This is a genomic window from Pedobacter jamesrossensis, assembly GCF_042650905.1.
GTDB classification, from domain to species: domain Bacteria; phylum Bacteroidota; class Bacteroidia; order Sphingobacteriales; family Sphingobacteriaceae; genus Pedobacter; species Pedobacter jamesrossensis.
The window spans coordinates 1-22,850 of record NZ_JBHSBY010000033.1 but is presented as its reverse complement, the minus strand read 5'-3'; the positions used below and the strand labels follow the sequence as shown (position 1 = coordinate 22,850).

The window sequence follows — 22,850 nt, the reverse complement described above, 5'->3', positions numbered from 1 at the left end:
ACTAAATTCCTTCGCTCCAAACCACCCTTTTAATATAATCTACATAACTAATGATAATTCTTACCACTTTTTCAGATACATTAGGCATTGAATAATCAGCAACCCTTCTAAAATTCCTTTCTGCTCCTCTTTTCTGATACTGTAATTGAACAAGTGCCTGCATGATACGTTCCTTATTCATCCCTACCATCATTACCGAAGTTTCTTCCATTGCTTCAGGTCTTTCATGAGCATCTCTTAAATTTAGTGCTGGAAAGTTTAGAGTTGATGACTCTTCTGATATTGTACCACTATCTGACAACACTGCGAAAGAGTGCATTTGTAAGGCATTGTAGTCATTAAAACCCATCGGTTTTAAAAATTGAACTTCTGGCCTCATCTCTATTTTCTTGGCCTCAATCATATTTTTGGTACGCGGGTGCGTACTTACAATAATTGGATAACCATATTTTTCAGCTATTAAATTCAAACTCTCCATTAACCCAGTAAAATTCTTTTCACTGCTAATGTTTTCTTCACGATGAGAGGAAACAACAAAATATTTGTGTTTTTCTAATTTCAATTTAGCCAACACATTCGAGTTTTCTATAGATGGCAGATAATGATTTAACACCTCAAACATAGGCGAACCAGTTTTAATGATTCGATCAGCAGGAAGGCCTTCTTTAAGAAGGTATTCTCTAGCAATGTCGCTATAAGTTAAATTAATATCAGAAACATGATCAACAATTTTTCTATTAGTTTCTTCAGGAACACGTTGATCAAAGCAACGATTACCAGCCTCCATGTGAAAGATAGGAATATGACGTTTCTTTGCTGGAATCGCACATAAACAACTATTCGTATCGCCCAAAACTAAAAAAGCATCAGGTTGTTCAGTTTCCAATAACGGATCTATTTTGATTAATATCTGTCCAACAGTTTCCGTTGCCGTTTTACCCGCAGCATTTAGAAAAAAATCTGGCTTGCGAATGGCTAGGTCATCAAAAAAAATCTGATTCAACTCATAGTCATAGTTTTGTCCAGTGTGTACAATGATGTGTTCTATTGCATCAGAAGCATCTAATGCAGCCATTACTCTTGCCAACCTAATAATTTCTGGTCTAGTACCAACGACCGTCATTACCTTTAATTTCTCTTTCATTGATTGTGTTTTTATTTATGACTTAAACTTCTTCAAAATAGGTATCTGCATCATTTGGGTCAAAAAACTCATTGATCCAAAAATTTGTATACAGTTCTTCATCACCGATATTTTTTATATTATGTGTATACCAGATAGGCATATCAACGTATGCAGGCTGATTCCCGTCCAAATAGAAATTCAGCGCTTCATCTGTTCCAATCTTTCTTAACTGAATTAATGCCTTACCTTTAATGACAGCAAAACGTTCAATTTTTCTGGTGTGGTAGTGATTCCCCCTTGTAACTCCTGGAACTGTTGTTGAAAATGAACATTGCCCTCCAATTCCTAAGCGAACAACTTCTACAAATGCGCCGCGTGCATCTGTATGTTGTGTAAATTTTACTGGAAAATATGTTTCATAGTTTATATAAGAGCGATAGGTATTGAACAAATTATGCTCAAATCTATCCTTTATCGCAGGGATCTCTCCGCTGTCCAAATATTTCGATCTAAATTCATTTAACAGTGCTAAGACTTCAGAAACTTTTTTTGTTGCAGTATGCTCAACAACAAATTCTGGTTTGCTATTGCCTTTTCTGATTTCATGAATGATCACGTCAACCAATTCTTGAACATAAATCAATTTTACCTCACCATCTGTAGCAATAGATGGTATCTCGCCATGAGTTAATTGATAACAGAATGTAGCAATGAAAGAATTATAAAAAGGTTTTCCGAAAGCACCAAAAACATTAGGAATGATCAAGCCAGTTATTTTTCCTCCATATTCTTCAGCCCATTTAGCCAACATTTCTCTACCTTCTTTCTTTGATTTTCCATATAAATTACCTCTGTCCTCTTGGGTAGAAGAAGAAATCATTACATGAGCTTTTGATTCGGTTCTTTTTAAAGATTCTACGAGTTTCTGAGCTAAACCGATATTAATATCAAAAAGAGCTTGCTCGCTATCATGACGATTAACTGCCGCTAAATGCACAATGGTATCGCATTCTGACACAAAAAAATCAAGTTTTTTATCGTCTTCGAAAAAATGCTTTTCGAAGTCAATTCTTTCAAAGTCATCGGGAAAGAGCCCAAAAGTATTATATAAATGCTTTCCCACAAAGCCGTGTTGACCTGTAATTCCTACTTTAATTTTCATTCCTTAATTTTAACTGAAATGTGTGACTGGAAAAAGATAATCATCAAGCTTAGCATTGCCCAAACCATAATCAGCAAACACTACCACTTCCGAATCAGGTGAGAGCGCTTGTAAACAAGTTGCGTAACCAGCTGGCACATAGAGTACCTGATTTTGAATATCCTTTAATTCGAATATTGTTTTTTCCAACGTTTCTGACGGGTTGGTCCAATTATCTATTTTAATTGTGCTAATTCGGAAAATCCCCTTAAAAACATAAAACCATCGTTGTTCAATTTTATGCGCTCTCCAACCTCGCTTTACTTCAAGGCTAGGATGTTTTATTATATAAAAACGTTTGACAGCTGACATGTCAAAATCATTCAGAAAACAGATAGTACCACGTTTATCAGAATGACATCCTCCATTAATTATCTGTGGCAATATCTCCATTAACCTGCGTATTGAACAGATGTTAAATCTCCAAAAACCTCTCTTTTTATTAATGGAAGCCCTGACAATAATTTTTTCATTCCCTCTACGCCTTGTTGTTCGGTATTGTGAGAATGGTAATCCTCAATAGTAGCAATCTCCTCTTCACCTTCCGAAAAATATTGCGCATAATTTAGATCTCTGTTATCAGCTGGTATACGATAAAATTCGCCCATGTCTTCTGCTTTAATCATCTCCTCGCGTGTGCAAAGCGTTTCATATAGTTTTTCTCCATGGCGAGTACCGATAATTTTAATTTCATTATCTGCATTACACAGTTCTTTCAGAGCCTGCGCTAAATCGCGAATTGTTCCTGCTGGGGCCTTATTCACAAATAAATCTCCAGGATTTGCATGCTCAAAGGCAAATAGAACCAAATCAACAGCATCTTCCAACGACATAAGGAATCTGGTCATATTTGGATCTGTAATCGTTAACGGCTGACCAGCTTGAATTTGTTTCAAAAACAAAGGAATTACGGAGCCTCTTGAAGCCATCACATTACCATATCTGGTTAAGCATACTGTGGTTTCAATAGAATCTCTAGATGCAGCGATAGCAACTTTTTCCATTAAGGCTTTTGAAATCCCCATGGCATTAATTGGATAAGCTGCTTTATCAGTACTTAAACAAATAACTTTTTTGACTTTATTAGCAATAGCAGCTGAAATTACGTTCTGTGTTCCAAAAACATTTGTCTTTGTAGCTTCTATTGGAAAAAACTCACAAGATGGAACCTGTTTTAGTGCAGCAGCATGAAACACATAATCCACGCCATGCATTGCTCTTTCTACACTATGAAGGTCTCGCACATCTCCTATGTAAAATTTCAATTTATCATTCTTAAGCGAGTTTCGCATGTCATCTTGTTTTTTCTCATCTCGAGAAAAAATCCGAATTTCACTAAAATGATCGGTGTTTAAGAATCTATTCAATACGGCCGAACCGAATGAACCAGTACCACCAGTAATCAGTAGTGTTTTTTTATGTATTTCCATTATTTTATATATATTTTCAAAGAGCCAACTATCTATCTTTTATAGAATCAATAAAGTTTTTTCTATTTTGAGGTAGCTCATCAAAGCTTAAAAGTTCGAGATGCCTGAACTTCACAGTTTCGAGATATAAACTGGGCTTGATTCTCATCATATGGAGGATAATAGTCTTAAGATACGCCGTAGCATAAAATCTAAGCTTACTTAAAGGTGTAAATGTTAAGATATCTTCTCGAATCAGCCTTTTACTAGATTGAACAAAACTTCTGTGAAAATGGAGGGTTTTGAAGAGATTTATTTCCCTATCCTCTAAATATAGCATCAAGAATTCTTCGCAAAAGTAGCCTTTACATTTTTTGTCAAGATAAACCATTAATCCGAAGTCCTCACCAGCAACACCTTCCCCGTATTTTAAAGATCCTAATAAAGAACTCCTGAATGCTAAGGTAGGATGAACAAAACTTTTATCAAATATATTATCCGAAGAAAATCTCCTTACTCCTTTTATTTTAAGTTGGTTATCTACTATCAAAGCATACGAGCAAAAATATTCGATATCCTTATCCGAAAATGCATTCTTTATTTTTTGAAGTCTATCTGGAAAATATAGATCATCGATGTCCCAAATTACTATGATATCTCCAGAAGCCTTTGATAAAGCCAAATTTCTAGCGAACCCTCTGCCACGATTATCATCATATGTATGTATCTTTATTCTTTCATCCTTTAAGGAATTTATTATCTCTAAAGAATTATCAGTTGAGCCGTCGTTTACGATGACCCATTCCCAATTATTTTCAGTCTGTAAGCATAGGTTTTGCCAACTGCTCAAAATATACTTTTCACAATTATATGTAGGCGTTAAGATTGAAAAAGTTGGTTTTCGATTCATAAATAGATGTGCAAAGATATTTAACTTTTTTTGGCAAACAAGTATAACTTTTTACAATACTGTTTTAAGTGGCGATATTAATAAATAGCGTAGAATTACTCAAGCAATTTGAAATAAACAGCCTGCACGTATTCCACTAAATATTTTTTTAAAATTTGCATAACTTCCCTCCTTTCAAAAGGCTTTGAATTATCATTTTCAATGAATTCAATCACTTGGTTTAATTTATCATCATTGTCCAAATCTCCCTTATAAAAGTTGAAATTCAACGGATAATGTCTTAGAATTTCTTTAGAGGAGTCATCCGATATTGAACATATATTCAAAACCGGCTTTTGTAAATATATGTATTCAATTAATTTTGAGGGCTCTTGATATTCATTTGTATTGCCAATGTTCACTAAAATATCGGCACACTCCCCATACTTCTTTACCTGATCTTTAGTGATTGTTCCATGAACAAAAACATTTTTATTTATTAGAAACTTAAAATACTCAAATTCATGATTACATTGATTTGTGTCGCCATAGATATGCAATTCAATTCTAGAGCCCAACTTTAATTTATCAATCTGAGCCATCAATTTCAGCAATGTAAGAGGCGAACGAGACTTCGGAGTTAGAGTGCCAAAGAAAACAAGCTTGATTTTGTCATCTTTCTCTTTAATATTTATACTTATATCATAAGGTACAAATATATTATGATTCACAATAACTTTATTTTTCAGTGCAGGATACAATTCGACGTACTTTTGCTTTAGTTTTTCAGTTAAAACTGTGATATACGACGCCTTTGAAAGGATCTTATTTTCCAATCTACGATTTGCTTTTTTATAAAAAAAACTATTGTTAACAGCATCACTAAGATAAAAAGGATCGATTGTATCGGCTATCCAGTTGATCTTATGCTTTTTTTTCAGTTGATAACCAATTAAATGGTCTGTGAATGGCCAAGATACAGTAATTACATTATCTATCTTATTTTCTATAATCAGCCTTTCTGCAAGCGCTATCGCGGGCCTACGCCACAAAAATGCAAAATCAGGAAAATAGATCTGCTTGAACGTTGAATTGTAGATTCGTTTAACCATTGATTCTTTCGTGAGCGACCGATTGGCTGTATCACTTTGCCCCTCCAATTTCACAGTTTTAGGCATTTTAGACTTTAAGATTTCTAACCAGGACTTTCCAGTCCTAAAAACTTTTATGCCATCTACAACCTCTTCATTCGAAAAGTCAGTTTTTTGAGCTGAAACAACGAAAACTTCATGACCTAAAGACTTCCAGCTTTTTAAAACATTATGCCATCTATAAGTATTAGGAGAGCTATCCGGAAAATAATCATACGTAATAACTAATACTTTTAATAACTTTTTATCGTCTTGTTGGTTCATTGTCTTTAAGGGATTTTGGATTAGAAAATGAATAAAAGTCGAAATCTTCGCCTCCAGTTTGTTTAAATTTCCGATATTCAAATATTAAGTATGCATAAATTAGCGCTAGAAGCCTAAAACTTGGAATAATCGAAATAAATAATCCTTTAACATTTGTTAATAAGATCGTTGTAATTAAAAGGAATACGAGCCATTTATTCGCTTTGTAAATAAATTTAAGGCGAAACATCATATAGCCAATTAGTGAGAAAAGTAAAGTTAAATAAACCAATCCTCCATAATTCAATTGGATTATGTAACCAATATCGGAATTATCTTGAGGAGCTAAAAAAATATTTTCTCCAGTCCCTATTATCCAACCCCAAGCATTATTTGGAAAAACAGACATTTTACCAAACAATGTATCGAATGTATTGCTTGATGCGCTATCATTGCCTGATAGAAAATCTGAAGACTGCGTAAAGAAGTCAAAAGCCCATTCTATTGTTTCTGTATACCCAGCAAACAAACTGGTGTTAAAAATTATTAAATAGATGATAATACTGAAGAGTATAATTATTAATATAAATCTTAGGTTAAATTTTACAACTACAAAATATAACAAACTAAAAATGACTGGAACCATGCCAATTCTAGCATTGAATATAATTGACAAGAGAATAAAAGGAAGAAGGTAATAATATTTCGGGTTTACTTTTGCGTAATATAAGACAAGTGCAAATATTAGCCCTTGAGCAGTACCGTAAGCAAAAGTTAAACCTTCTGATATCCCGAAAGACCTAAATGCTATTAAATCGGTAAAATCATCAGTTTTTAGAAATTTATATCTTACAAATTCTCCAAAAGAAGGGATGAAAATCATTAGAATGGTAAAGAACGACGAAATGGCTCCAATTAAAATAATGTCTTTAAACAAGTTTTTATGGGATGTAAATCTAGAATACAAATCAATCAAAAAATAAGGAAGAACTATAGATTGTAGAAAGAAAAAGACATTAGCTTTAAAAAAAACACTTTGTATACTGCCAAACTCTCTAATAAAGCAAAACATAATTATTGCCAAATAAAGAACAATCTCTTTCTTAAATATCGCAAGCATTTTAAGCCATTTATTGAAAGCAGTTAAATAAACAAGACCTAAAAGTAGTAGAATCTCAATTGGCATTAAAGGCAATCCTGCAATGGGAGGATTATAAATAAAAATATAAAGCAAAAGGATAAAACAGCAATATTTTATTGGAACTCTAACCTGCTTTGAAGCTGCTACCTGTTCTATACTTATCATTTATATGTTACTTAAATTACAAATTAGTCCAAGCCAATATGCCTATACCCACTTAAAAACTAGTTTAGTCAATGATTTTAAAAAGCCGACAGTAAAAAATCTATTACAATTCCTTAGCATACCCGTATAGGCCAACCTTTTAGAAGCCGTAAATCCAGAAAGCATACGAAAATTTCGGTAGTGCCAATTTTTAATTGCCTCTTCATAATATTCAGAATGCTTATACATTTCAATACATTCCAAATGAGCATTAATCATTTTTAAGTTTGGCATAATTTTTCCCTTCACTTGGGGTAAACGATAAAACGTCAAATATTCATCAAGAAAACCAACTGGTCCTAGTTCGCTTATACGCAAGTTCATATAAAAATCTTCAGTCCATAAATTAGGTCGATAATAGCCAACTTCCTCGAAAACATTTCTTCTAAAGAAATAGGTAACAGGGAGATGGAAGTTGACAAATAAAATATCTTGAAAAATTGCACCACCTTTTAAATTTAAATTTGCTTGGGTAGTCTTTTCAGTCCGTTCATTACCAAACTCATCTACAACAATTGCTTTCCCATAACACATTCGACATTCAGGATGTTGCTCCATAAATTCAACTTGTTTTTCTAACTTATCTAAAGGCCAAAAATCATCTGAGGCACAAAACGTTACGTATTTTTCATTAGCATACTTTTGTAAACCGTGATTTAAGGTATTTGCAACCCCAGAATTTTTTTGAAATTCTAAATGAAATGCATACTTGTTTTGTAATTCTATTAATACCTCACGTGATTTATCAGTCGATCCATCGTCTATAACGACCAGCTCAAAATTTTTATAACTTTGGTTAATAATACTTTCAATACATTGCGTTATATAATTTTCGTGATTGTAACATGGCACTATCACCCAGATCAGAGGTTCCTTTTTCATAATTAGTAAAATAAAATTAATCTAGTTAGATTTTTTTTCAGCAATAAAAGATTTTTCTTCATTTCAAATGAAATTATTGACTTTCGTTTGCACCTAAGGCTGTTTTAAAAAGTAGTTTTTTAAAAATTAGCGCCATAACTAACAAATAAATTAGGTAATTTAAAGCAAATGCCATGGAAATACCAACTAAATTATATTGACCAATAAAAAAATAACCAAGAAATACATAAGACAAACTAAATATTATTTCGGTGATAATAAATATTTTAGTCATTGCTTTCGCTAGCATAAGATAAGATAATATCCATGCACAGATTTTAAGGAAATCACCAGCCATTTGCCAAATGAATAACTTTTCCATAATTAAAAAATCTGGCGTATAAAGTATTCTAATTATAATAAATCTTAGAAAATAAATTATACAACAGCCAATAAAAACTGTGGGAATTAGAATTGAATACCCTTTGAAAATCTCTTTTCTAATCTCAATATTTGAATTCAGGGAAGATAGCTTTGGTAAATAATATGTACTTAAAGCAGTAGTGATTAGCATCAAATACCCATCCGATATCCTCATCATTCCTTGCCAATATCCAGCTTGATTAATTCCTATTTTATCTATTATAATATTACGCAATATAATCTGAGACAATGGCACAACAATTGCAGAAATAATTGCCATTAGACTGTAATGACTAAGCTTGACCGCAATACTTCTATCAAATTTTTGTCTAAAATAGTCATAAGAAAACCAACTACTTTTTGAAATTAAAAACACAGTTACGAAAAAAACTATCGATTGAGCAAGAACCATTGCATATAAGGCTCCCTTAATTTTGTAAAACCAAACCAGAACTATCGTGAGTATTAATCCCACGACACTCCCTAAACCGTTTACAATAGTATAAATTTTTATCTCGCCCTTACCATTTAAAATTGATATTAATAAGGTGTTTAAGGAGTAAAAAACAATAGTTAGTCCAAGTAGCCCAATAGGCCCAGAATACGCCTCTGTTTTAAATATCCAGTCTGATAAAATGCTTGAACAGGATAACAATATTATTCCTGTGAATCCAGAACAATAAATAGAAATTTTAAGAGCAGTGCTAAATAATGATTTTAATTTACTCTCTGTTTGATTATTCTCTGCTGTATATTTTATAACACCAGTGTTTATTGCTCCATTTGCAAATGTTAGAACAATTGTAATGAAATTAACAAATGCACCAATGATTGCAACTCCGCTAGCACCAGTTAAAGTCGCTACGACTTTTCCTGCAACGAATCCAGATGCTATTCGGATAAAAGTGATTAATGCAGAAAAAAAAGTCGTCTTTATTAGTTTCAAAATTATATCTAATAGCTATTCAAAATATCAATTACGCTCGTAACCTCCTCATCGCTCATTACAGGACTTAGGGGAAGACTTAAAACTTCTTCGTGAATTTGTTCAGTAATAGGGAAAATCATCGAATTCATACTACTGTAAGCATTTTGTTTATGAGGAGGAATTGGATAATGTATAATAATTTCAACTCCATTTTCCCTTAAATATTTCTGAAGGTTATTTCTGTCTTGGGTACGAACTACAAAAAGATGCCATACATGTTCTTCTCTATTTTTGGGCAGACTTGGTAAAATAATTTTCGCATTATTTATATCACTAACATATTTTTCCGCTATAATTCTACGTCGCTCATTATCAGAATCTATATATTTCAATTTCACATCCAATACTGATGCTTGAATTTCATCGAGGCGACTATTTAATCCTTGAAATATATTAACATATTTTTCTTTGGAACCATAATTGGCAAGGGCTCTAATTGTCACAGCTAACTCATCATCTTTACAAGTTACAGCACCAGCATCACCTAGAGCACCTAAATTTTTACCTGGATAGAAACTGAATCCCGCTGCGTCTCCTAAGTTACCTGACTTAATTTTATTCCAAGTAGCGCCTATTGCTTGGGCATTATCTTCAATTATTAAAAGATTTTTCTGTTTTGCAAACCTAACCAAATCCTCAGAAAATATTACTCTACCATATAGATGAACGATGAGAATTCCTTTTGTTCTTCCTGTTACTTTGCTTTCAATTTTCGTAATATCAATGTTATAAGTTTCTAAATTAGGTTCTACCAATACGGGGATCAATCCATTATCCGAAAGTGCTAAAAGTGAGGCAATATATGTATTAGCTGGCACTAAAATTTCATCTCCTTTTTGCATTATACCTAATTCAATATAGGCTCTGAAAATTAGTCTCAAGGCATCCAACCCGTTCGCTACACCTATCGCATGTTTAGTACCTATATAATTTTTGAGATTTTCTTCAAAATTTTTAACTTCATTCCCTAATAAATACCATCCTGATCTAAATGTACTTAATAATCTTTCCTCAATTTCTTGCTGATAACTGAGGTTCACCTTTTGTATATCTAAAAATTTTATCATTTTCATTAAATTTTAATATTGTTCGATAATGAAATTGCGTAGAAATCAATCGCAATCCCTCTACTACCCATCATTTCCTTCTGTTGAATAAGTCCTGCATTTAAGTCCAAACCTTGGTTTTCAGTAGAAATCCCAAAGCTGTAATATTCCCTATTAGAAAAAACTTCTTGCATTAGTTTGTGATTTATAAAATCTAATGCCCCAATTTTTCTACCCTCTTGGGAGTTAGCCATATATTGAGTATGCACAACATTCTGATAATCATAAATTAAAATTCCTGCTAGTAAGTCTTCTCCCTTTTTTGCTTCAAATAATCTTATATTTTCTGGAAAGTCATTTTGTAGTCTGGTTATTTCTTTTAAAGAATGTACTGGTTTAGTATCGAATTTGGCTAATACTTCGGTTAACAAGCTCCAATACCTTTCTAAGTCATTATTTTCAACAACCTCAATACCGAGTTTTTCACATTTTGTAACTGCCTGCTTTTTGGATTCTGAAAATTTTATTTTATTATCTAATTTAACGACCGATGAAAGATCTCTCCTTACCAATTTTGCGTTAAATCTAAAAAGAGCATATAAATCCTCTTCTGATGGATATTTATGAAAAATTGAAGGCACTGCCTTATAGGTTATTTTATTTATGTCTTTATCTCGGTAATACTGTATTACAGATTCAAATATTTCTAAAACTTCAACCGCTTTAACATCATAACTCATTATTAAAGAACCAAACGTTAAACCTCCATGGGAGACAATTTCTTTATCCTTTTCATTTGCTGGAAATAGGGCACATATTTTACCGGCTTTAAGAATGACCAAAGAATGGTCGTTGAACCTGTCCTTATGATAATCCAAATAATCTCTGTAAAACAAAAAGACTCCATTTTTACTTTTTTGAACAGCCTCATCCCATTTCGATTTTAGGCTATCATCATATCTTAAAATTTCCATCACTCTATTCTCGTTGATCTTCTATTTTTATTTTTTTTAAAATCCTGGCAGGATTTCCTCCTATTACCGAATGACTTGAAAAGCTTCTATTAACGAAGCTATTTGCTGCTACAACGCAAAACTCACCTAATTCAACATTTGGCGCAATAACTACATTTGCACCAATCCAAGAATGATTTCCTATACGAACTGGCCCTTTAACTATAGGAAAGAATTTTTGCAATTCTGCACTTGCATTAGGACCTGAATCAGTCATAATATTAACATTTTGAGCTACAGAAACATTTTCGCCAATAAATAATTTGTTCGAGAACCCGTTTAACAAAGTTCCCATCCCAATGTAAGAACCCTTTCCAATTTCTAATAGATTCTCCTTTGAACCAAATATACTACAGTTCTTTGCTATTTTAACACTATCGCCTATTAAAACATTATTCACTGTGGTGCTAATATCGATGATGACATCTTCTCCAAGATAAATATTACTCGTTTTCATTGATAAAGTATTTTATAAGATTTACAATGTAATTTATATCAAATTCATCTAAGTATTGATGCACTGGAAGGAAAAAAGAACTTTCCCCATAAAACTTACTACACTCTATCCCATGGCTTTGGCAAAAGATTTTCAACCCATCCAAATCTATATTTTTAGAGGTGAACATGAAAACAGAAGGTGTTTCATATTCAGAGAGTTCAAATCGACATTTAAGATTAAGTTCTGTTAACTTTTCTTTATAATAGCTATAGTTCTCTTTCCTTTTTGAAATAATAAAATTTTCCTGTAATAAATAATGAGTTGATATTTTTTGTAGATATTTTTGAAAATCAAGCAAGTTTTCTATTTTTTTTGTTTGAAACTTATTATTTCCATAACATAATACTCCTCCAAATTGTACAGGAAAAAATTTCGGAAGACTATAAATTTTGAAATCACTTAGATCGGACTTTTTTGAGCTTACTTGAGAAAACATGCTCATGGCAAAATCTTCTATAATCGGTATATTGAATTTTGAAAGTTCTTCTACATTGCAAAGAGTGCCAAACTCGTGAATCACAAAAATTAATTTCGTTCTATCACTAATTTCTCTTGTCCATTTACAACATCTATCTATTTGGCTTGTTACACAACTACTTACATATTTATTCCTAGACGTTGTAACAATATACACTTCATCCTCATTATGAAGATTATAAAAAGAAAGGGCTCTAAAAATAGCATCTTTAGCACTCATTAAAAATTCGTGATTACCGAATTTTTGATCTAGTAATTCGCTCTCATTGTCTATTTTTCTTTTCGAAACAATTTGCTCGAGTTCTCTTAACCTATCCGTCGAAAATGGACTAATAAAATAACTAGGTACTCTGTAGGGTTCAGGAAAAATAAGTTGATTATTGAAATAAACCATAGTTACGACCTATATTTTAAATAATCCTCATATTTCCTGATATAATCACTTTCAGAATAATTTTGTGATGCTAAAACCAAGCAAATACTTCCACTCGAAAAGTTCGAAATTTCTCGCCAAATACCTTGCTTGATATGCAATGCTTGCGAAGGATTATTTAAAAAAATCTCTCGTCTATTAGTCCCATCATCTAAAATAAATGTAAAAGAACCACTTGCTGCAATAATATATTGTTCAAGTTCATAATGACCGTGCCCACCTCTTTCTGATCCCATAGGAACGTCATATAAATAGTAGATTCGTTTAACTTCGAAAGGAATATCAAAATTGTTCTCTAACACAGTAATATTGCCTGAATTATTTTTAATTTTTTGCAAGCTTACAACTTCGCAATCCTCTACACTAAACATTTTTTAATCTTTTAAATTCTTCAAAATTCCTTATGTAGTCTTTTTCATCATACTTTTTATCAGATACAATTAACGCCAAGGCATTTGTAGAAAAGTTTTCCAATTTTCTCCAACATACTTTAGGAACATATAATCCATAATATGACCTATTCAAGGAATATTTAGTTTCCTCAATACCATTATGCAATACAACATCAAAACTACCCGATAATGCTATGATAAATTCCTGCTGCTCTCTAAATGCGTGACTTCCACGCACTTCTCCACCTGGCACATCGTAAATCCAATATGTTCTTTCTATTGGAAAAGGGATTTGATATGGATGCTCAAAAAAGGACAGATTTCCCCTTTCATCTAAAATTTTAGGAAGTTCTATGATTTTGGCTTTTTCTAATTCCATACTATTTGGTTATGTCTTTGAAGGCCATTCTTAAAATTAGAAGTACTGAAATAATCATTGCAAAACAGAAGCCTCCGAAAACCATCCCTTTAAGTTTTCCCATTTTGGTAACTTCAAGAGGATAAACAGGCATGTCAACAATTTCCAGCAATGGAGCATCTTTCATGAGAGCCATTTTCGACATTTCTAAATTTTGTACCAGCGTACTTAAAATAGCTTTATTCGTTTCTGCAGAAAATTGAGATCTTTGAGCTGGGGCTATTCGTTGCACTTGTTTTGTTGGATTTAAGTTCGGTGTCGCATCTGCAACAGCAACGGCATTATAAATTGCACCATTCATTGCAGATCTTACAGAATCAGCCTTATGCTGTAAAATCTCTACATTTTGTAAAGTTTTTTTTGTTTTAGTATTTATGTAAAACTGATTCACAATTTTCACCAATCCTTCATTAAATCTTTTTGCAAAAATTTCGTCATTTGCCTTTACATCAATCTGGATAGTGCTTAGTTTCTTGTCAGGTTTAAATACAATCAAATAGTTTTTATTTATATCTGCAACTATAACGCCCAAAATACTATCTCTTAAACGATTTGTACTAATAACATAGTTTCCGCTTCTAATACTATCTATAGGAAAACTTAAGTTTTTTATTTCTGGTTTATTTTTCCATTTTTCTCTCAGTTGATTAAAGTGTATATATCGATCTACTAATAATTCATTCTTGCCTCCAACATCAATTACAGATAGCAAAGTTTTCTCTATCATTGTTCTAGATTTATAGAGTCCCAGAATATTCTCCCCCTGAAAAATTCCACCGCCTGAGCTTCCTAAATCTACCCCAGCTATCGATGCTAATCCAGCCAAATTCCCTAAACCTCCTGTTTTTTGATCTTCTAATACGAAGGTGGTAGTTGCTGTATAAACTGGTTTCTTTGTGCTAGCATAATAGAAACCCAAAATGCAGCCCATCACAGTAAAAGCAAGAATAATAAGCCATTTTGATAAGAGATATTTGCACCATTCTGCAACCTTGATAATTAGCTCTTTTAAAGAAATTTCATCTTCATTTATATTTTTATACTGGTGACTTTCTGTTGTCATCTTATTTTTAATGTAGTAGAGTAAATAAATTTCCAAATTCTCAAGCTCAATCAAAAAATCATATGATTAGCCTTTCGAATATTTAGTTGTTATGTTCCAACGACTCGATAGAAAAATCAATTATGTTTGCTTAGCGTTAATACCGGGGCCTGGTAAGTAATACTATCTTAATAAACTAACAATAATTGCTCCCAAAGATGCTAGACCGGTTCCTATCCCTATCCAAGCCGTTGCATTTAATCTTTCTCTCTCAGCACGTTTGGGTACTAAAATTTCTGCTCCAGGCCTAATTTTAGGATAGTTATTAAAGAATAAGAAGCTACGCGCACCTTCAACTGAGCCGTTTGCATATTTAACGTAAGCTCTGGCTTTTAAGGCACTTGCGGTAAAACCACCAGCTCCATTTACATAAGCCTTAAAACTTTTACCTGTTCTGAAAACAATATTATTAGGATTTAACACCTCACCGCTTACACGTACGGTTTGTAATTGCTTGGGCACTTTAACAACGTCACCATCCTCTAATAACAAATCATATCGCTTACCTGGTTCTTTCAAAATTTTGGTTAGATCTATGCCAACCATATCAGAAGCAACTACTTGCGGTTGTCGGCTAAATGAGGTTGTGTCTACGCCAGACTGCGTAACCCTCTGTAAATTCATAATTCTCTCCTGCTCTTCCTGTTTGCGCTCATTTGATTTAGAATCACTCAGCAAATTCTGCATCGAGTAAGAATTCCCATATTTAGCTCTCTTGATTAATAATTCTTTTTGTAAAGAATCTTTTTGGCTTTGAAATAATGATGTGTCTCTACCAGGTCGTTTTAAGGAAGCACCATCAGTGTAAGCCATAGCGGTTAAGCCCCCCGCCCTCTTGATTAAATCTGAGATCCGTTCGCTTTTACTTTTAATAGTGTAGGTACCTGGGTACAAAACCTCACCCTCAATTTTAACCTGCTTCTGTACCACATAACCTTCTGCGCTTCTTACCGAAACGATGTCAAAAGGTTGCAACTTGAATGTAGTATCCGAAACCAATTTTAGGTTACGATCAATATTGATGGTAAAAACATCAGCCGTACTGGCTGAAACTGATTGTATATTACTATTTCTAACCCGTCTCGAAACCTCTACCCGGTTTGGTGTTGCGCCTTCTTTAAATCCACCGGCCATTTGAATCGCATCCTCAAGATTCATATTCTCCGCGTAAGGGAATTGATTCGGTTCTCTTACTTCCCCTTGTACGGTTATTTTATATTCCTCTCGTAAATCAAAAATTGAAGAAATGGTGATTTTATCTTCTCTTTTCAATGGAATATCGGCCTGACTGCCATTCATAACTGCAGCCACATCAAATGATTCTAAACCAAGCGTATTATCTGCATTTAACCTGCTGATGTAACCACGGTTCATAAAGGCATCTTCTTTTAAGCCATCTGCTTTTTGAATTAATTGCTTTAATGTCATGCCTTTTTCCAGTTCAAAATAGCCTGGTCTGAATACGGCACCATTAATTTCAACTCGGTTCTCAAAACGATCAAGAATTGGCTCTACAAAGAATTTATCACCATTTTTTGGTATATAAGTATTAAAATCAGCGGCAAAGATATCTGTGATTTTTCTTTCCCGGGCTGTATTTTGAAAAACTTTCACGGCAGATTGATAAGCAATATTCGAAAATCCACCAGCAAAATTCAATACGTTCTGAAAATGCTCACCTGCTATTGTTTCAAAAATGGCTGGGTTTTTAACTTCACCCACCATCTCAACTCTATTTTCGTATACGGGTACGTTAATTACATCCTGATCTTGCAAACGAATATTTCCTTTTTGCATACCATTGATAATCAAATCATAAAAATCGACAGTTGCCACCACCTTATTATTTCGAACCACCTGAATTTTACGATACGAACCATTATCATTTGGTCCGCCTGCGGCATAAAGGGCATTAAATACACTCGATAAAGAAGATAAGGTATAAGTACCTGGTTTAGTCACCTGGCCATTTAAAATCACTTTAATCCCACGGATGTTCCCCAGGTTGATGGCAAGTTTCGTCCTTCCCGAACGTAAGCCTGGATAGGTTGAAGACATTAAACTTTTTATTTTAGAACGCGCCTCTTCAATGCTCAAACCACCTACTTTAACCAAGCCAACATATTCTAATCGAATGGAACCATCAGGACTAACCTTTAAATCATAATTAGCTTCATTATCGCCCGTCAAATCAATAAGCAACTGATCATCCGGCCCCACAACATAACCCGCAGGCGTTGCCATTCTCAAATTAGGTTCGAAGGTGATATTTGAATTTTTAAATAATTCTGAACCAAATATTTTTGGTTTTAAATCTTCAAAAGCCTTATCGATGAGCTCCTGCTTGCTGGGCTGAGTAGTAGAAGTACTATCATTCCCTCCGATATATTGTCTATCTGCATTAGCCCCGCCAGTCCTATTGGTATTTTGTTTAACAACTGGGCTAGCGCTACCTTGCTTTCTAATCGTTTCAACTCTTTTACGCAATTTCAACACCTCGTCCTGCTTCATGCCCTGCGCAGCAGCCATCTGCTCCAATTGAGCGTCGCTGTAACCCAAAGATTCAGCCCTTTGCATCAATGTTTTGATTTGCGCATCGGAAAGTTCATCTACTTTTTGATTGGCATAATTACTTTGGGCATACGTTACCGAATGAATTAAAACGAAGAAAAAGATAAAAGAGGTTAAAAGAAATATTTTTTGTTTCATAGATATATTGTTGTGATTTGGCTATGAAGCCTCACGTTTATTCAAAATAATTTAAGGTCTTAAAGCCACCATCTTTAAGGTATTCGTCTTTTTTCATTAAATGCAGATCAGAAATCACCATATCTTTAACTAAAGCGGGCAAATCATATTTTGGTTCCCAGCCCAGTTGGGTTTTGGATTTTGTTGGGTCGCCCAATAACAAATCTACTTCCGTCGGACGGAAATATTTTGGGTCTACCTTAACAACGGTTTGCCCTGGCTTTAAATTATCTAGATTTAGGCCTAATGTTACCGCTTTTTCTTCATCTACGTTAATGATAACGCCTTTTTCATTTTCATCCTTACCAGAAAACTCAATTTCAATACCAAGCTCTTCAAAACTCATACGAACAAAATCACGAACCGTAGTGGTTATCCCGGTTGCAATGACATAATCTTCGGCTTTTTCCTGTTGTAATATTAACCACATCGCTTCAATGTAATCCTTTGCATGACCCCAATCGCGTTGTGCCGAAAGGTTTCCAAGGTATACACAATTCTGCAGACCTAAAGCAATTTTTGTAGCGGCTCTGGTAATTTTTCTGGTCACAAAAGTTTCCCCTCTTAACGGGCTTTCATGGTTAAACAAAATCCCGTTACAGGCAAACATATTATAAGCTTCCCGATAGTTTACCGTAATCCAGTAACCGTATATTTTGGCAACTGCATAAGGGGAACGTGGATAAAATGGGGTTGTTTCGCTTTGTGGAACGGCTTGTACCAGCCCATATAACTCAGAAGTAGATGCCTGATAGATTTTGGTTTTATTTGCTAATCCTAAAATCCTTACGGCCTCTAATAATCGTAAGGTACCTATACCATCTGCATTTGCGGTGTATTCTGGCATTTCGAAACTCACATGAACATGGCTCATTGCCGCCAGATTATAAATTTCATCAGGTTGGGTTTCCTGTATAATGCGGATAAGGTTTGTCGAATCGGTTAAATCTCCATAATGCAATTTAAAATGAACATTATTCTCATGCTGATCCTGATATAAATGATCAATCCTATCTGTATTAAAAAGAGAGCTTCTCCTTTTTATCCCATGGACAAAGTAACCTTTTTTTAATAAAAACTCTGCTAAATAAGCACCATCCTGACCAGTAACACCAGTAATAAGAGCAACCTTCATAAATTATTTCATAGATTATAAGCCTGCAAATATATATAATAATATCGGTGACTTGAAAATCTAAAACAACCAACTAATAACTTCTTTATGTTTTTAAGATTATAATCTGGCATCCGACAGGCTTCTATCGATACATGATTTCGTATCAAAGATAATAGCACCGCCTCGTTTGAAAGATCCATAATCCAAAGTCAAAAATTGTTTATGGGCTACGGCTAAGATAATGGCATCATAATTTCCAGCGGGCGCTTCATTTAATAAAGAGATGCCGTATTCATCTTTTACAAGCGTTGCATCTGCCCAGGGATCGTAAACGTCTATCACCATGGAAAAAGATTGCAACTCTTTATAAATATCAATTACCCGTGTATTTCTGGTATCTGGGCAATTCTCTTTAAATGCAAATCCCAATATCAATACTTTAGCATTTTTAATGGCCTTATCTCTGGCCACCATCATCTTAATCACCTTATTCGCCACAAAAACGCCCATATTGTCGTTTACGCGTCGCCCTGATAAAATTACTTCTGGCTTATAGCCAAGCGCTTCAGATTTATGTACTAAATAATAAGGGTCTACACCAATACAATGTCCGCCAACCAGACCAGGTTTATAATTTAAAAAATTCCATTTGGTAGCGGCGGCGGCTAAAACATCAGAAGTATCAATCTCCATCTTATCAAAAATCAAAGCCAATTCGTTAACAAAAGAAATGTTAACATCTCTCTGGGCATTCTCAATGGCTTTTGAGGCTTCTGCAACTTTTATGCTTGGTGCCAAATGTGTTCCCGCTGTAATAATGCTGGAATATAAGTTGTCAATTTCAACAGCTATTTCAGGGTTTGAACCAGAAGTAACTTTCTTTATTTTGGTTAACGTATTAACCTTATCCCCGGGATTAATCCGTTCTGGCGAATACCCACAGAAGAAATCGATATTGTATTTTAAGCCCGATATTTTCTCTAAAACCGGAACACAATCTTCTTCGGTACAGCCTGGGTAAACCGTTGATTCATAAATGACAACATCACCCTGCTTTAAAACCACCCCGAGCATTTTCGATGCAGCAAGTAATGGCTCTAAGTCTGGCCTTTTGAGGTGATCTATCGGCGTTGGAACAGTAACAATGTAAGTATCACACAGGCTGATATCCGGAAGATTGGAACTAAACTTAATATCACAATTGTCTATTACGTATTTCAGCTCCTCCAGATTAGCTTCCTTGGTATGGTCATGGCCATTTTTTAATTCCTGAATCCGGTGTTCATTAACATCAAAACCGATAACCGAATATTTTTTGGCAAACTCAATTGCTAAGGGTAATCCAACATAACCTAATCCAATAATAGCGATTCGCCTTTTTTTATCCATTTACTTCATGTATTGCGGTAAAGATAAAAAAAATAGACGGCAAGGATTGCATTTGAAATTAGCTATTGGGAGCGATCTAGTACATGAGCCATGTAAAGAATAGCTATTCGTAAGTAATGCAACCAACATAAGTACTCATCGAAATGTTCATCCGGTCGTCGGCAATGAACGAGATCCAGGTGTGGTAGTCGCTGCCCTTCTCTAAGCTTTTATTTGGAAGCGTTTCTTTTCCACTACTTCTGCGTGAGCCACTAAACAGGCAATATGCAGTGTTATTTTTTGCATTGTAAGCAAGCACCATCACCTGATCGCTTTGCCGTTCATAAGGTGTTAAATGCTGCTCCGACCACGTAAAATGTAGGCCAACATCATCGATAAAATGTTGTGGATTTTCTGCCCCCACAAGATCCCCATAAGTCAATACAATTTTTGTATAGTCGATTTCGTTGTTATCATCAAAAGCATGGAGCATATTATAAGATTTAGCTGCATTATGGGCGGTGATCATTCGCGCCTTACGCTCTAAATTAAAGCCGATTTTAATGTACCCGATAACTGCAGATAGGAAGTTTTGCATCACCGTAAATCGCTGTCTGCAGACCTTCTGCTTCTGACTTCCAATTTTGTTTTTTTTGCTTGGCTTTGGTAATCCTTTGATTATCCATTTGCCATTTAGTTGGTAGCCGATAACACTTCCAACTTTCCCGGTAAAACCACCGTTAATTCCGTCATTTAGTATAGCCATAATTTTTTAAGATTATGGGATGATTACACTAATATAACATAAAGTTATCTCATTGCAATGGCTTCCTTTGATATTTATTTGGTATTGAGTCGGTATTTGTTCGGCTGGAATTGTCACTAGTCCGAACCAACTCCGACGCAAATGCATCTTAAAGCCGTTTTAATGTTAAGGATGGGGTTAACCCTCCTCATCTCGATTGCTGGGTGTCGTGTACTGTTATCTTAACTGGTTCCCAGCGTACTGGAGAGGTCTTTTGAACCTTAAGATGAAAACAAGCGGTGAATAATGGCGATGGGTTGGTGAGCAAACCAGAGGAATTTGAAACGCATCAAACCTCTATCCTCCTACCGGCACCTTTCTCCTTTAAGAGAAAGGATTCAAGAGCGAGGTATGTTTCCGTCCTCTCGACCGTAGCGGAGAAATCCCCGCCCCACAAACCAGTCTATAAATTGTTTTTTGCTTGCCGCAAGGGCTTTTTCTTTATTCTTGATAATAAAGAAACAAACAATCAAGGCTTGCATCTAATCTCGGCTATACCCGTAGAAACTTGCATTGCGGCAGCACAAGCCCCAATGAAAAATTGGGTGGACGCGCTGCCTTGTACTGTGCAATTTTAAAGTGTGTGCTAAAGTTTCAACGGTCTATCCTTCTATTATTTGCTATGCCAGATAGCAGGGCGTAGAAAAGGCAGGGTTACGAGCCATTGCGATTAACAAAGAAGAGGATTCCATAACGCTTAAACCTCTATCCGCCTATCGGCACCTTTCTGCTTTAAGGGAAAGGGTTCAAGAGCGAGAGGCTTGGCACTGGATTCCCGGCATAGAAGATTTTGGAAGCAGAAAGCAGTGAAATCTGTGCAGTAATTGACAGTTTTCACAAACAAGGGAATTTGCAGCTGAAAGGGTATGTGTGTGGCCTAGCCGATTGCGCTAGCTTAATGCGACAAAAGATTCAAGCCTTGGGTTTTTGGTCCTTTTTGGGCCAAGCCAAAAGGACTAGGTCTTCGCCGCCAATGAGGCGAGGCAAGCACAGAGCGTGGGGTCGTATTTGATTGACGTTATTTACTAGCCGTGTTTTTAAACCATCTAAGGCACCTAAGAAAATCTAAGCTAATGGCTTCCTATATTTCTTAAATGGTTAATTTTCCCGAATTGGAATAACATCATTCCTATGTCTCACACTTACTTACCGACTTGTGGAAAAAAGCCTGTTAAAGATAAATCCTCCCCCTGCCCCCTCCAAAGAGCTAGTCCTTACACACATTTATCATTAAATAAATAAGATGTAACACACTGAATATCAACTATATATGGATTATTTTTCGTATTTTTAACCATGTTAAACCATTGTTATTCAGGTGTTTATAAAGGTTTTTTACCAGATAACCGCATTTCAGTTAGATTAGAAAATTGTTTGTCAGAATTGTTATCTTCGGGAACAGCAGTCATCAATCGGTTAGCTCCAACCCATTCCTTAAAAGCTGCCATCTATCGTATGCTATCGAACAAGCGATTGGAACATGATGATATCCTGGAAGTTGGCTATCGGCTTTGCAATAGCACGTTAAATTCACTTAAACATGTACTGTGCATTCAGGATACTACAGAATTCAATTATCGTGGCATCAGAAACAAGTTGGGCGAACTGGATTCAAATATCGGCCCGACCGGAAACAAAGCTGTCCCGGGCTTTTTTTGTCATCCCATGCTGGTCGTGGATGCTGAAAGCTTATCCATCCAGGGCCTTTCCTCGGTAATTATCTACAACCGGACATGGGACCAAAAGGATAAAAACGAGCGTAATTATGCTCAGTTGCCAATTCAGGACAAGGAGTC

20 protein-coding genes and 1 pseudogene are annotated in these 22,850 nt (G+C 34.8%); 1 reads left to right on the top strand and 20 read right to left on the bottom strand.

Translation table 11 applies throughout. The features are described from left to right. Position 1: 1 nt before the first annotated feature. The 20 genes from wecB to ACFOUY_RS06630 form a co-directional block, all read right to left on the bottom strand. Entirely contained in the window at positions 2 to 1,144 is a 1,143-nt protein-coding gene (gene wecB / locus ACFOUY_RS06725) for a non-hydrolyzing UDP-N-acetylglucosamine 2-epimerase (RefSeq protein ID WP_378959716.1), read from the bottom strand. A 22-nt stretch (positions 1,145 to 1,166) separates the two neighbouring features. Next, positions 1,167 to 2,288 carry a polysaccharide biosynthesis C-terminal domain-containing protein gene (locus ACFOUY_RS06720; protein ID WP_378959715.1) on the bottom strand — a complete coding sequence of 374 codons (1,122 nt, stop codon included), beginning with the start codon at positions 2,286 to 2,288 and terminating at the stop codon, positions 1,167 to 1,169. A 9-nt stretch (positions 2,289 to 2,297) separates the two neighbouring features. Then, positions 2,298 to 2,720 carry a WxcM-like domain-containing protein gene (locus ACFOUY_RS06715; RefSeq protein WP_378959714.1) on the bottom strand — a complete coding sequence of 141 codons (423 nt, stop codon included), beginning with the start codon at positions 2,718 to 2,720 and terminating at the stop codon, positions 2,298 to 2,300. Next, the gene (locus tag ACFOUY_RS06710) at positions 2,720 to 3,757 is read right to left on the bottom strand and encodes a polysaccharide biosynthesis protein (RefSeq protein WP_378959713.1); all 1,038 of its coding nucleotides are present in this window, start codon (positions 3,755 to 3,757) and stop codon (positions 2,720 to 2,722) included. Before ACFOUY_RS06710 ends, ACFOUY_RS06715 begins: the two co-directional genes overlap by 1 nt. 28 nt (positions 3,758 to 3,785) lie before the next feature. Next, entirely contained in the window at positions 3,786 to 4,646 is an 861-nt protein-coding gene (locus ACFOUY_RS06705) for a glycosyltransferase family 2 protein (protein WP_378959712.1), read from the bottom strand. Positions 4,647 to 4,741: 95 nt separating this feature from the next. Further along, positions 4,742 to 6,040 carry a glycosyltransferase gene (locus ACFOUY_RS06700; RefSeq protein WP_378959711.1) on the bottom strand — a complete coding sequence of 433 codons (1,299 nt, stop codon included), beginning with the start codon at positions 6,038 to 6,040 and terminating at the stop codon, positions 4,742 to 4,744. After that, on the bottom strand, positions 6,021 to 7,253 hold the full coding sequence (locus ACFOUY_RS06695; RefSeq protein ID WP_378959710.1) for a hypothetical protein: 1,233 nt from the start codon (positions 7,251 to 7,253) through the stop codon (positions 6,021 to 6,023). The genes ACFOUY_RS06700 and ACFOUY_RS06695 overlap by 20 nt, the downstream gene beginning before the upstream one ends. A gap of 114 nt (positions 7,254 to 7,367) precedes the next feature. After that, positions 7,368 to 8,246, bottom strand: coding sequence for a glycosyltransferase family 2 protein (locus tag ACFOUY_RS06690; protein ID WP_378959709.1), 879 nt, complete (start codon positions 8,244 to 8,246; stop codon positions 7,368 to 7,370). A 73-nt stretch (positions 8,247 to 8,319) separates the two neighbouring features. Beyond that, the gene (locus tag ACFOUY_RS06685) at positions 8,320 to 9,594 is read right to left on the bottom strand and encodes an O-antigen translocase (RefSeq protein ID WP_378959708.1); all 1,275 of its coding nucleotides are present in this window, start codon (positions 9,592 to 9,594) and stop codon (positions 8,320 to 8,322) included. A gap of 8 nt (positions 9,595 to 9,602) precedes the next feature. Beyond that, positions 9,603 to 10,703 carry a DegT/DnrJ/EryC1/StrS family aminotransferase gene (locus ACFOUY_RS06680; RefSeq protein ID WP_378959707.1) on the bottom strand — a complete coding sequence of 367 codons (1,101 nt, stop codon included), beginning with the start codon at positions 10,701 to 10,703 and terminating at the stop codon, positions 9,603 to 9,605. Positions 10,704 to 10,708: 5 nt separating this feature from the next. After that, complete coding sequence (locus ACFOUY_RS06675) at positions 10,709 to 11,656, bottom strand: MBL fold metallo-hydrolase (protein ID WP_378959706.1); 948 nt, start codon at positions 11,654 to 11,656, stop codon at positions 10,709 to 10,711. Positions 11,657 to 11,660: 4 nt separating this feature from the next. After that, complete coding sequence (locus ACFOUY_RS06670) at positions 11,661 to 12,152, bottom strand: acyltransferase (RefSeq protein ID WP_378959705.1); 492 nt, start codon at positions 12,150 to 12,152, stop codon at positions 11,661 to 11,663. Next, positions 12,139 to 13,065 carry an aspartate aminotransferase family protein gene (locus ACFOUY_RS06665; protein ID WP_378959704.1) on the bottom strand — a complete coding sequence of 309 codons (927 nt, stop codon included), beginning with the start codon at positions 13,063 to 13,065 and terminating at the stop codon, positions 12,139 to 12,141. The genes ACFOUY_RS06670 and ACFOUY_RS06665 overlap by 14 nt, the downstream gene beginning before the upstream one ends. Before the next feature lie 2 nt (positions 13,066 to 13,067). After that, positions 13,068 to 13,475, bottom strand: coding sequence for a sugar 3,4-ketoisomerase (locus tag ACFOUY_RS06660; RefSeq protein ID WP_378959703.1), 408 nt, complete (start codon positions 13,473 to 13,475; stop codon positions 13,068 to 13,070). Then, positions 13,468 to 13,875: a sugar 3,4-ketoisomerase gene (locus ACFOUY_RS06655; protein WP_378959702.1), complete on the bottom strand. Its 408-nt coding sequence runs from the start codon at positions 13,873 to 13,875 to the stop codon at positions 13,468 to 13,470. The genes ACFOUY_RS06660 and ACFOUY_RS06655 overlap by 8 nt, the downstream gene beginning before the upstream one ends. A gap of 1 nt (position 13,876) precedes the next feature. Then, the gene (locus ACFOUY_RS06650; protein WP_378959701.1) at positions 13,877 to 14,977 is read right to left on the bottom strand and encodes a Wzz/FepE/Etk N-terminal domain-containing protein; all 1,101 of its coding nucleotides are present in this window, start codon (positions 14,975 to 14,977) and stop codon (positions 13,877 to 13,879) included. A 162-nt stretch (positions 14,978 to 15,139) separates the two neighbouring features. Further along, positions 15,140 to 17,725 carry an SLBB domain-containing protein gene (locus ACFOUY_RS06645; RefSeq protein WP_378959700.1) on the bottom strand — a complete coding sequence of 862 codons (2,586 nt, stop codon included), beginning with the start codon at positions 17,723 to 17,725 and terminating at the stop codon, positions 15,140 to 15,142. A gap of 37 nt (positions 17,726 to 17,762) precedes the next feature. Beyond that, complete coding sequence (gmd, locus tag ACFOUY_RS06640) at positions 17,763 to 18,899, bottom strand: GDP-mannose 4,6-dehydratase (protein ID WP_378959699.1); 1,137 nt, start codon at positions 18,897 to 18,899, stop codon at positions 17,763 to 17,765. Positions 18,900 to 18,998: 99 nt separating this feature from the next. Beyond that, a complete protein-coding gene (locus tag ACFOUY_RS06635; RefSeq protein WP_378959698.1) occupies positions 18,999 to 20,270 on the bottom strand; it encodes a nucleotide sugar dehydrogenase in 1,272 nt (423 codons plus the stop codon). A 103-nt stretch (positions 20,271 to 20,373) separates the two neighbouring features. Beyond that, complete coding sequence (locus ACFOUY_RS06630; protein ID WP_378959697.1) at positions 20,374 to 21,015, bottom strand: DUF6266 family protein; 642 nt, start codon at positions 21,013 to 21,015, stop codon at positions 20,374 to 20,376. Between the two features lie 1,335 nt (positions 21,016 to 22,350). On the opposite strand from ACFOUY_RS06630, the pseudogene ACFOUY_RS06625 reads away from it, so the two are divergent. Next, positions 22,351 to 22,850, top strand: a pseudogene (locus ACFOUY_RS06625) (hypothetical protein); the annotation flags it as partial.

Coding starts and splice junctions, on each gene's coding strand:
- wecB (WP_378959716.1), bottom strand. CDS start 1,144: ATGAAAGAGAAATTAAAGGTAATGACGGTCGTTGGTACTAGACCAGAA.
- ACFOUY_RS06720 (WP_378959715.1), bottom strand. CDS start 2,288: ATGAAAATTAAAGTAGGAATTACAGGTCAACACGGCTTTGTGGGAAAG.
- ACFOUY_RS06715 (WP_378959714.1), bottom strand. CDS start 2,720: ATGGAGATATTGCCACAGATAATTAATGGAGGATGTCATTCTGATAAA.
- ACFOUY_RS06710 (WP_378959713.1), bottom strand. CDS start 3,757: ATGGAAATACATAAAAAAACACTACTGATTACTGGTGGTACTGGTTCA.
- ACFOUY_RS06705 (WP_378959712.1), bottom strand. CDS start 4,646: ATGAATCGAAAACCAACTTTTTCAATCTTAACGCCTACATATAATTGT.
- ACFOUY_RS06700 (WP_378959711.1), bottom strand. CDS start 6,040: ATGAACCAACAAGACGATAAAAAGTTATTAAAAGTATTAGTTATTACG.
- ACFOUY_RS06690 (WP_378959709.1), bottom strand. CDS start 8,246: ATGAAAAAGGAACCTCTGATCTGGGTGATAGTGCCATGTTACAATCAC.
- ACFOUY_RS06680 (WP_378959707.1), bottom strand. CDS start 10,703: ATGATAAAATTTTTAGATATACAAAAGGTGAACCTCAGTTATCAGCAA.
- ACFOUY_RS06675 (WP_378959706.1), bottom strand. CDS start 11,656: ATGGAAATTTTAAGATATGATGATAGCCTAAAATCGAAATGGGATGAG.
- ACFOUY_RS06670 (WP_378959705.1), bottom strand. CDS start 12,152: ATGAAAACGAGTAATATTTATCTTGGAGAAGATGTCATCATCGATATT.
- ACFOUY_RS06665 (WP_378959704.1), bottom strand. CDS start 13,065: ATGGTTTATTTCAATAATCAACTTATTTTTCCTGAACCCTACAGAGTA.
- ACFOUY_RS06660 (WP_378959703.1), bottom strand. CDS start 13,475: ATGTTTAGTGTAGAGGATTGCGAAGTTGTAAGCTTGCAAAAAATTAAA.
- ACFOUY_RS06655 (WP_378959702.1), bottom strand. CDS start 13,875: ATGGAATTAGAAAAAGCCAAAATCATAGAACTTCCTAAAATTTTAGAT.
- ACFOUY_RS06650 (WP_378959701.1), bottom strand. CDS start 14,977: ATGACAACAGAAAGTCACCAGTATAAAAATATAAATGAAGATGAAATT.
- ACFOUY_RS06645 (WP_378959700.1), bottom strand. CDS start 17,725: ATGAAACAAAAAATATTTCTTTTAACCTCTTTTATCTTTTTCTTCGTT.
- gmd (WP_378959699.1), bottom strand. CDS start 18,899: ATGAAGGTTGCTCTTATTACTGGTGTTACTGGTCAGGATGGTGCTTAT.
- ACFOUY_RS06635 (WP_378959698.1), bottom strand. CDS start 20,270: ATGGATAAAAAAAGGCGAATCGCTATTATTGGATTAGGTTATGTTGGA.
- ACFOUY_RS06630 (WP_378959697.1), bottom strand. CDS start 21,015: ATGGCTATACTAAATGACGGAATTAACGGTGGTTTTACCGGGAAAGTT.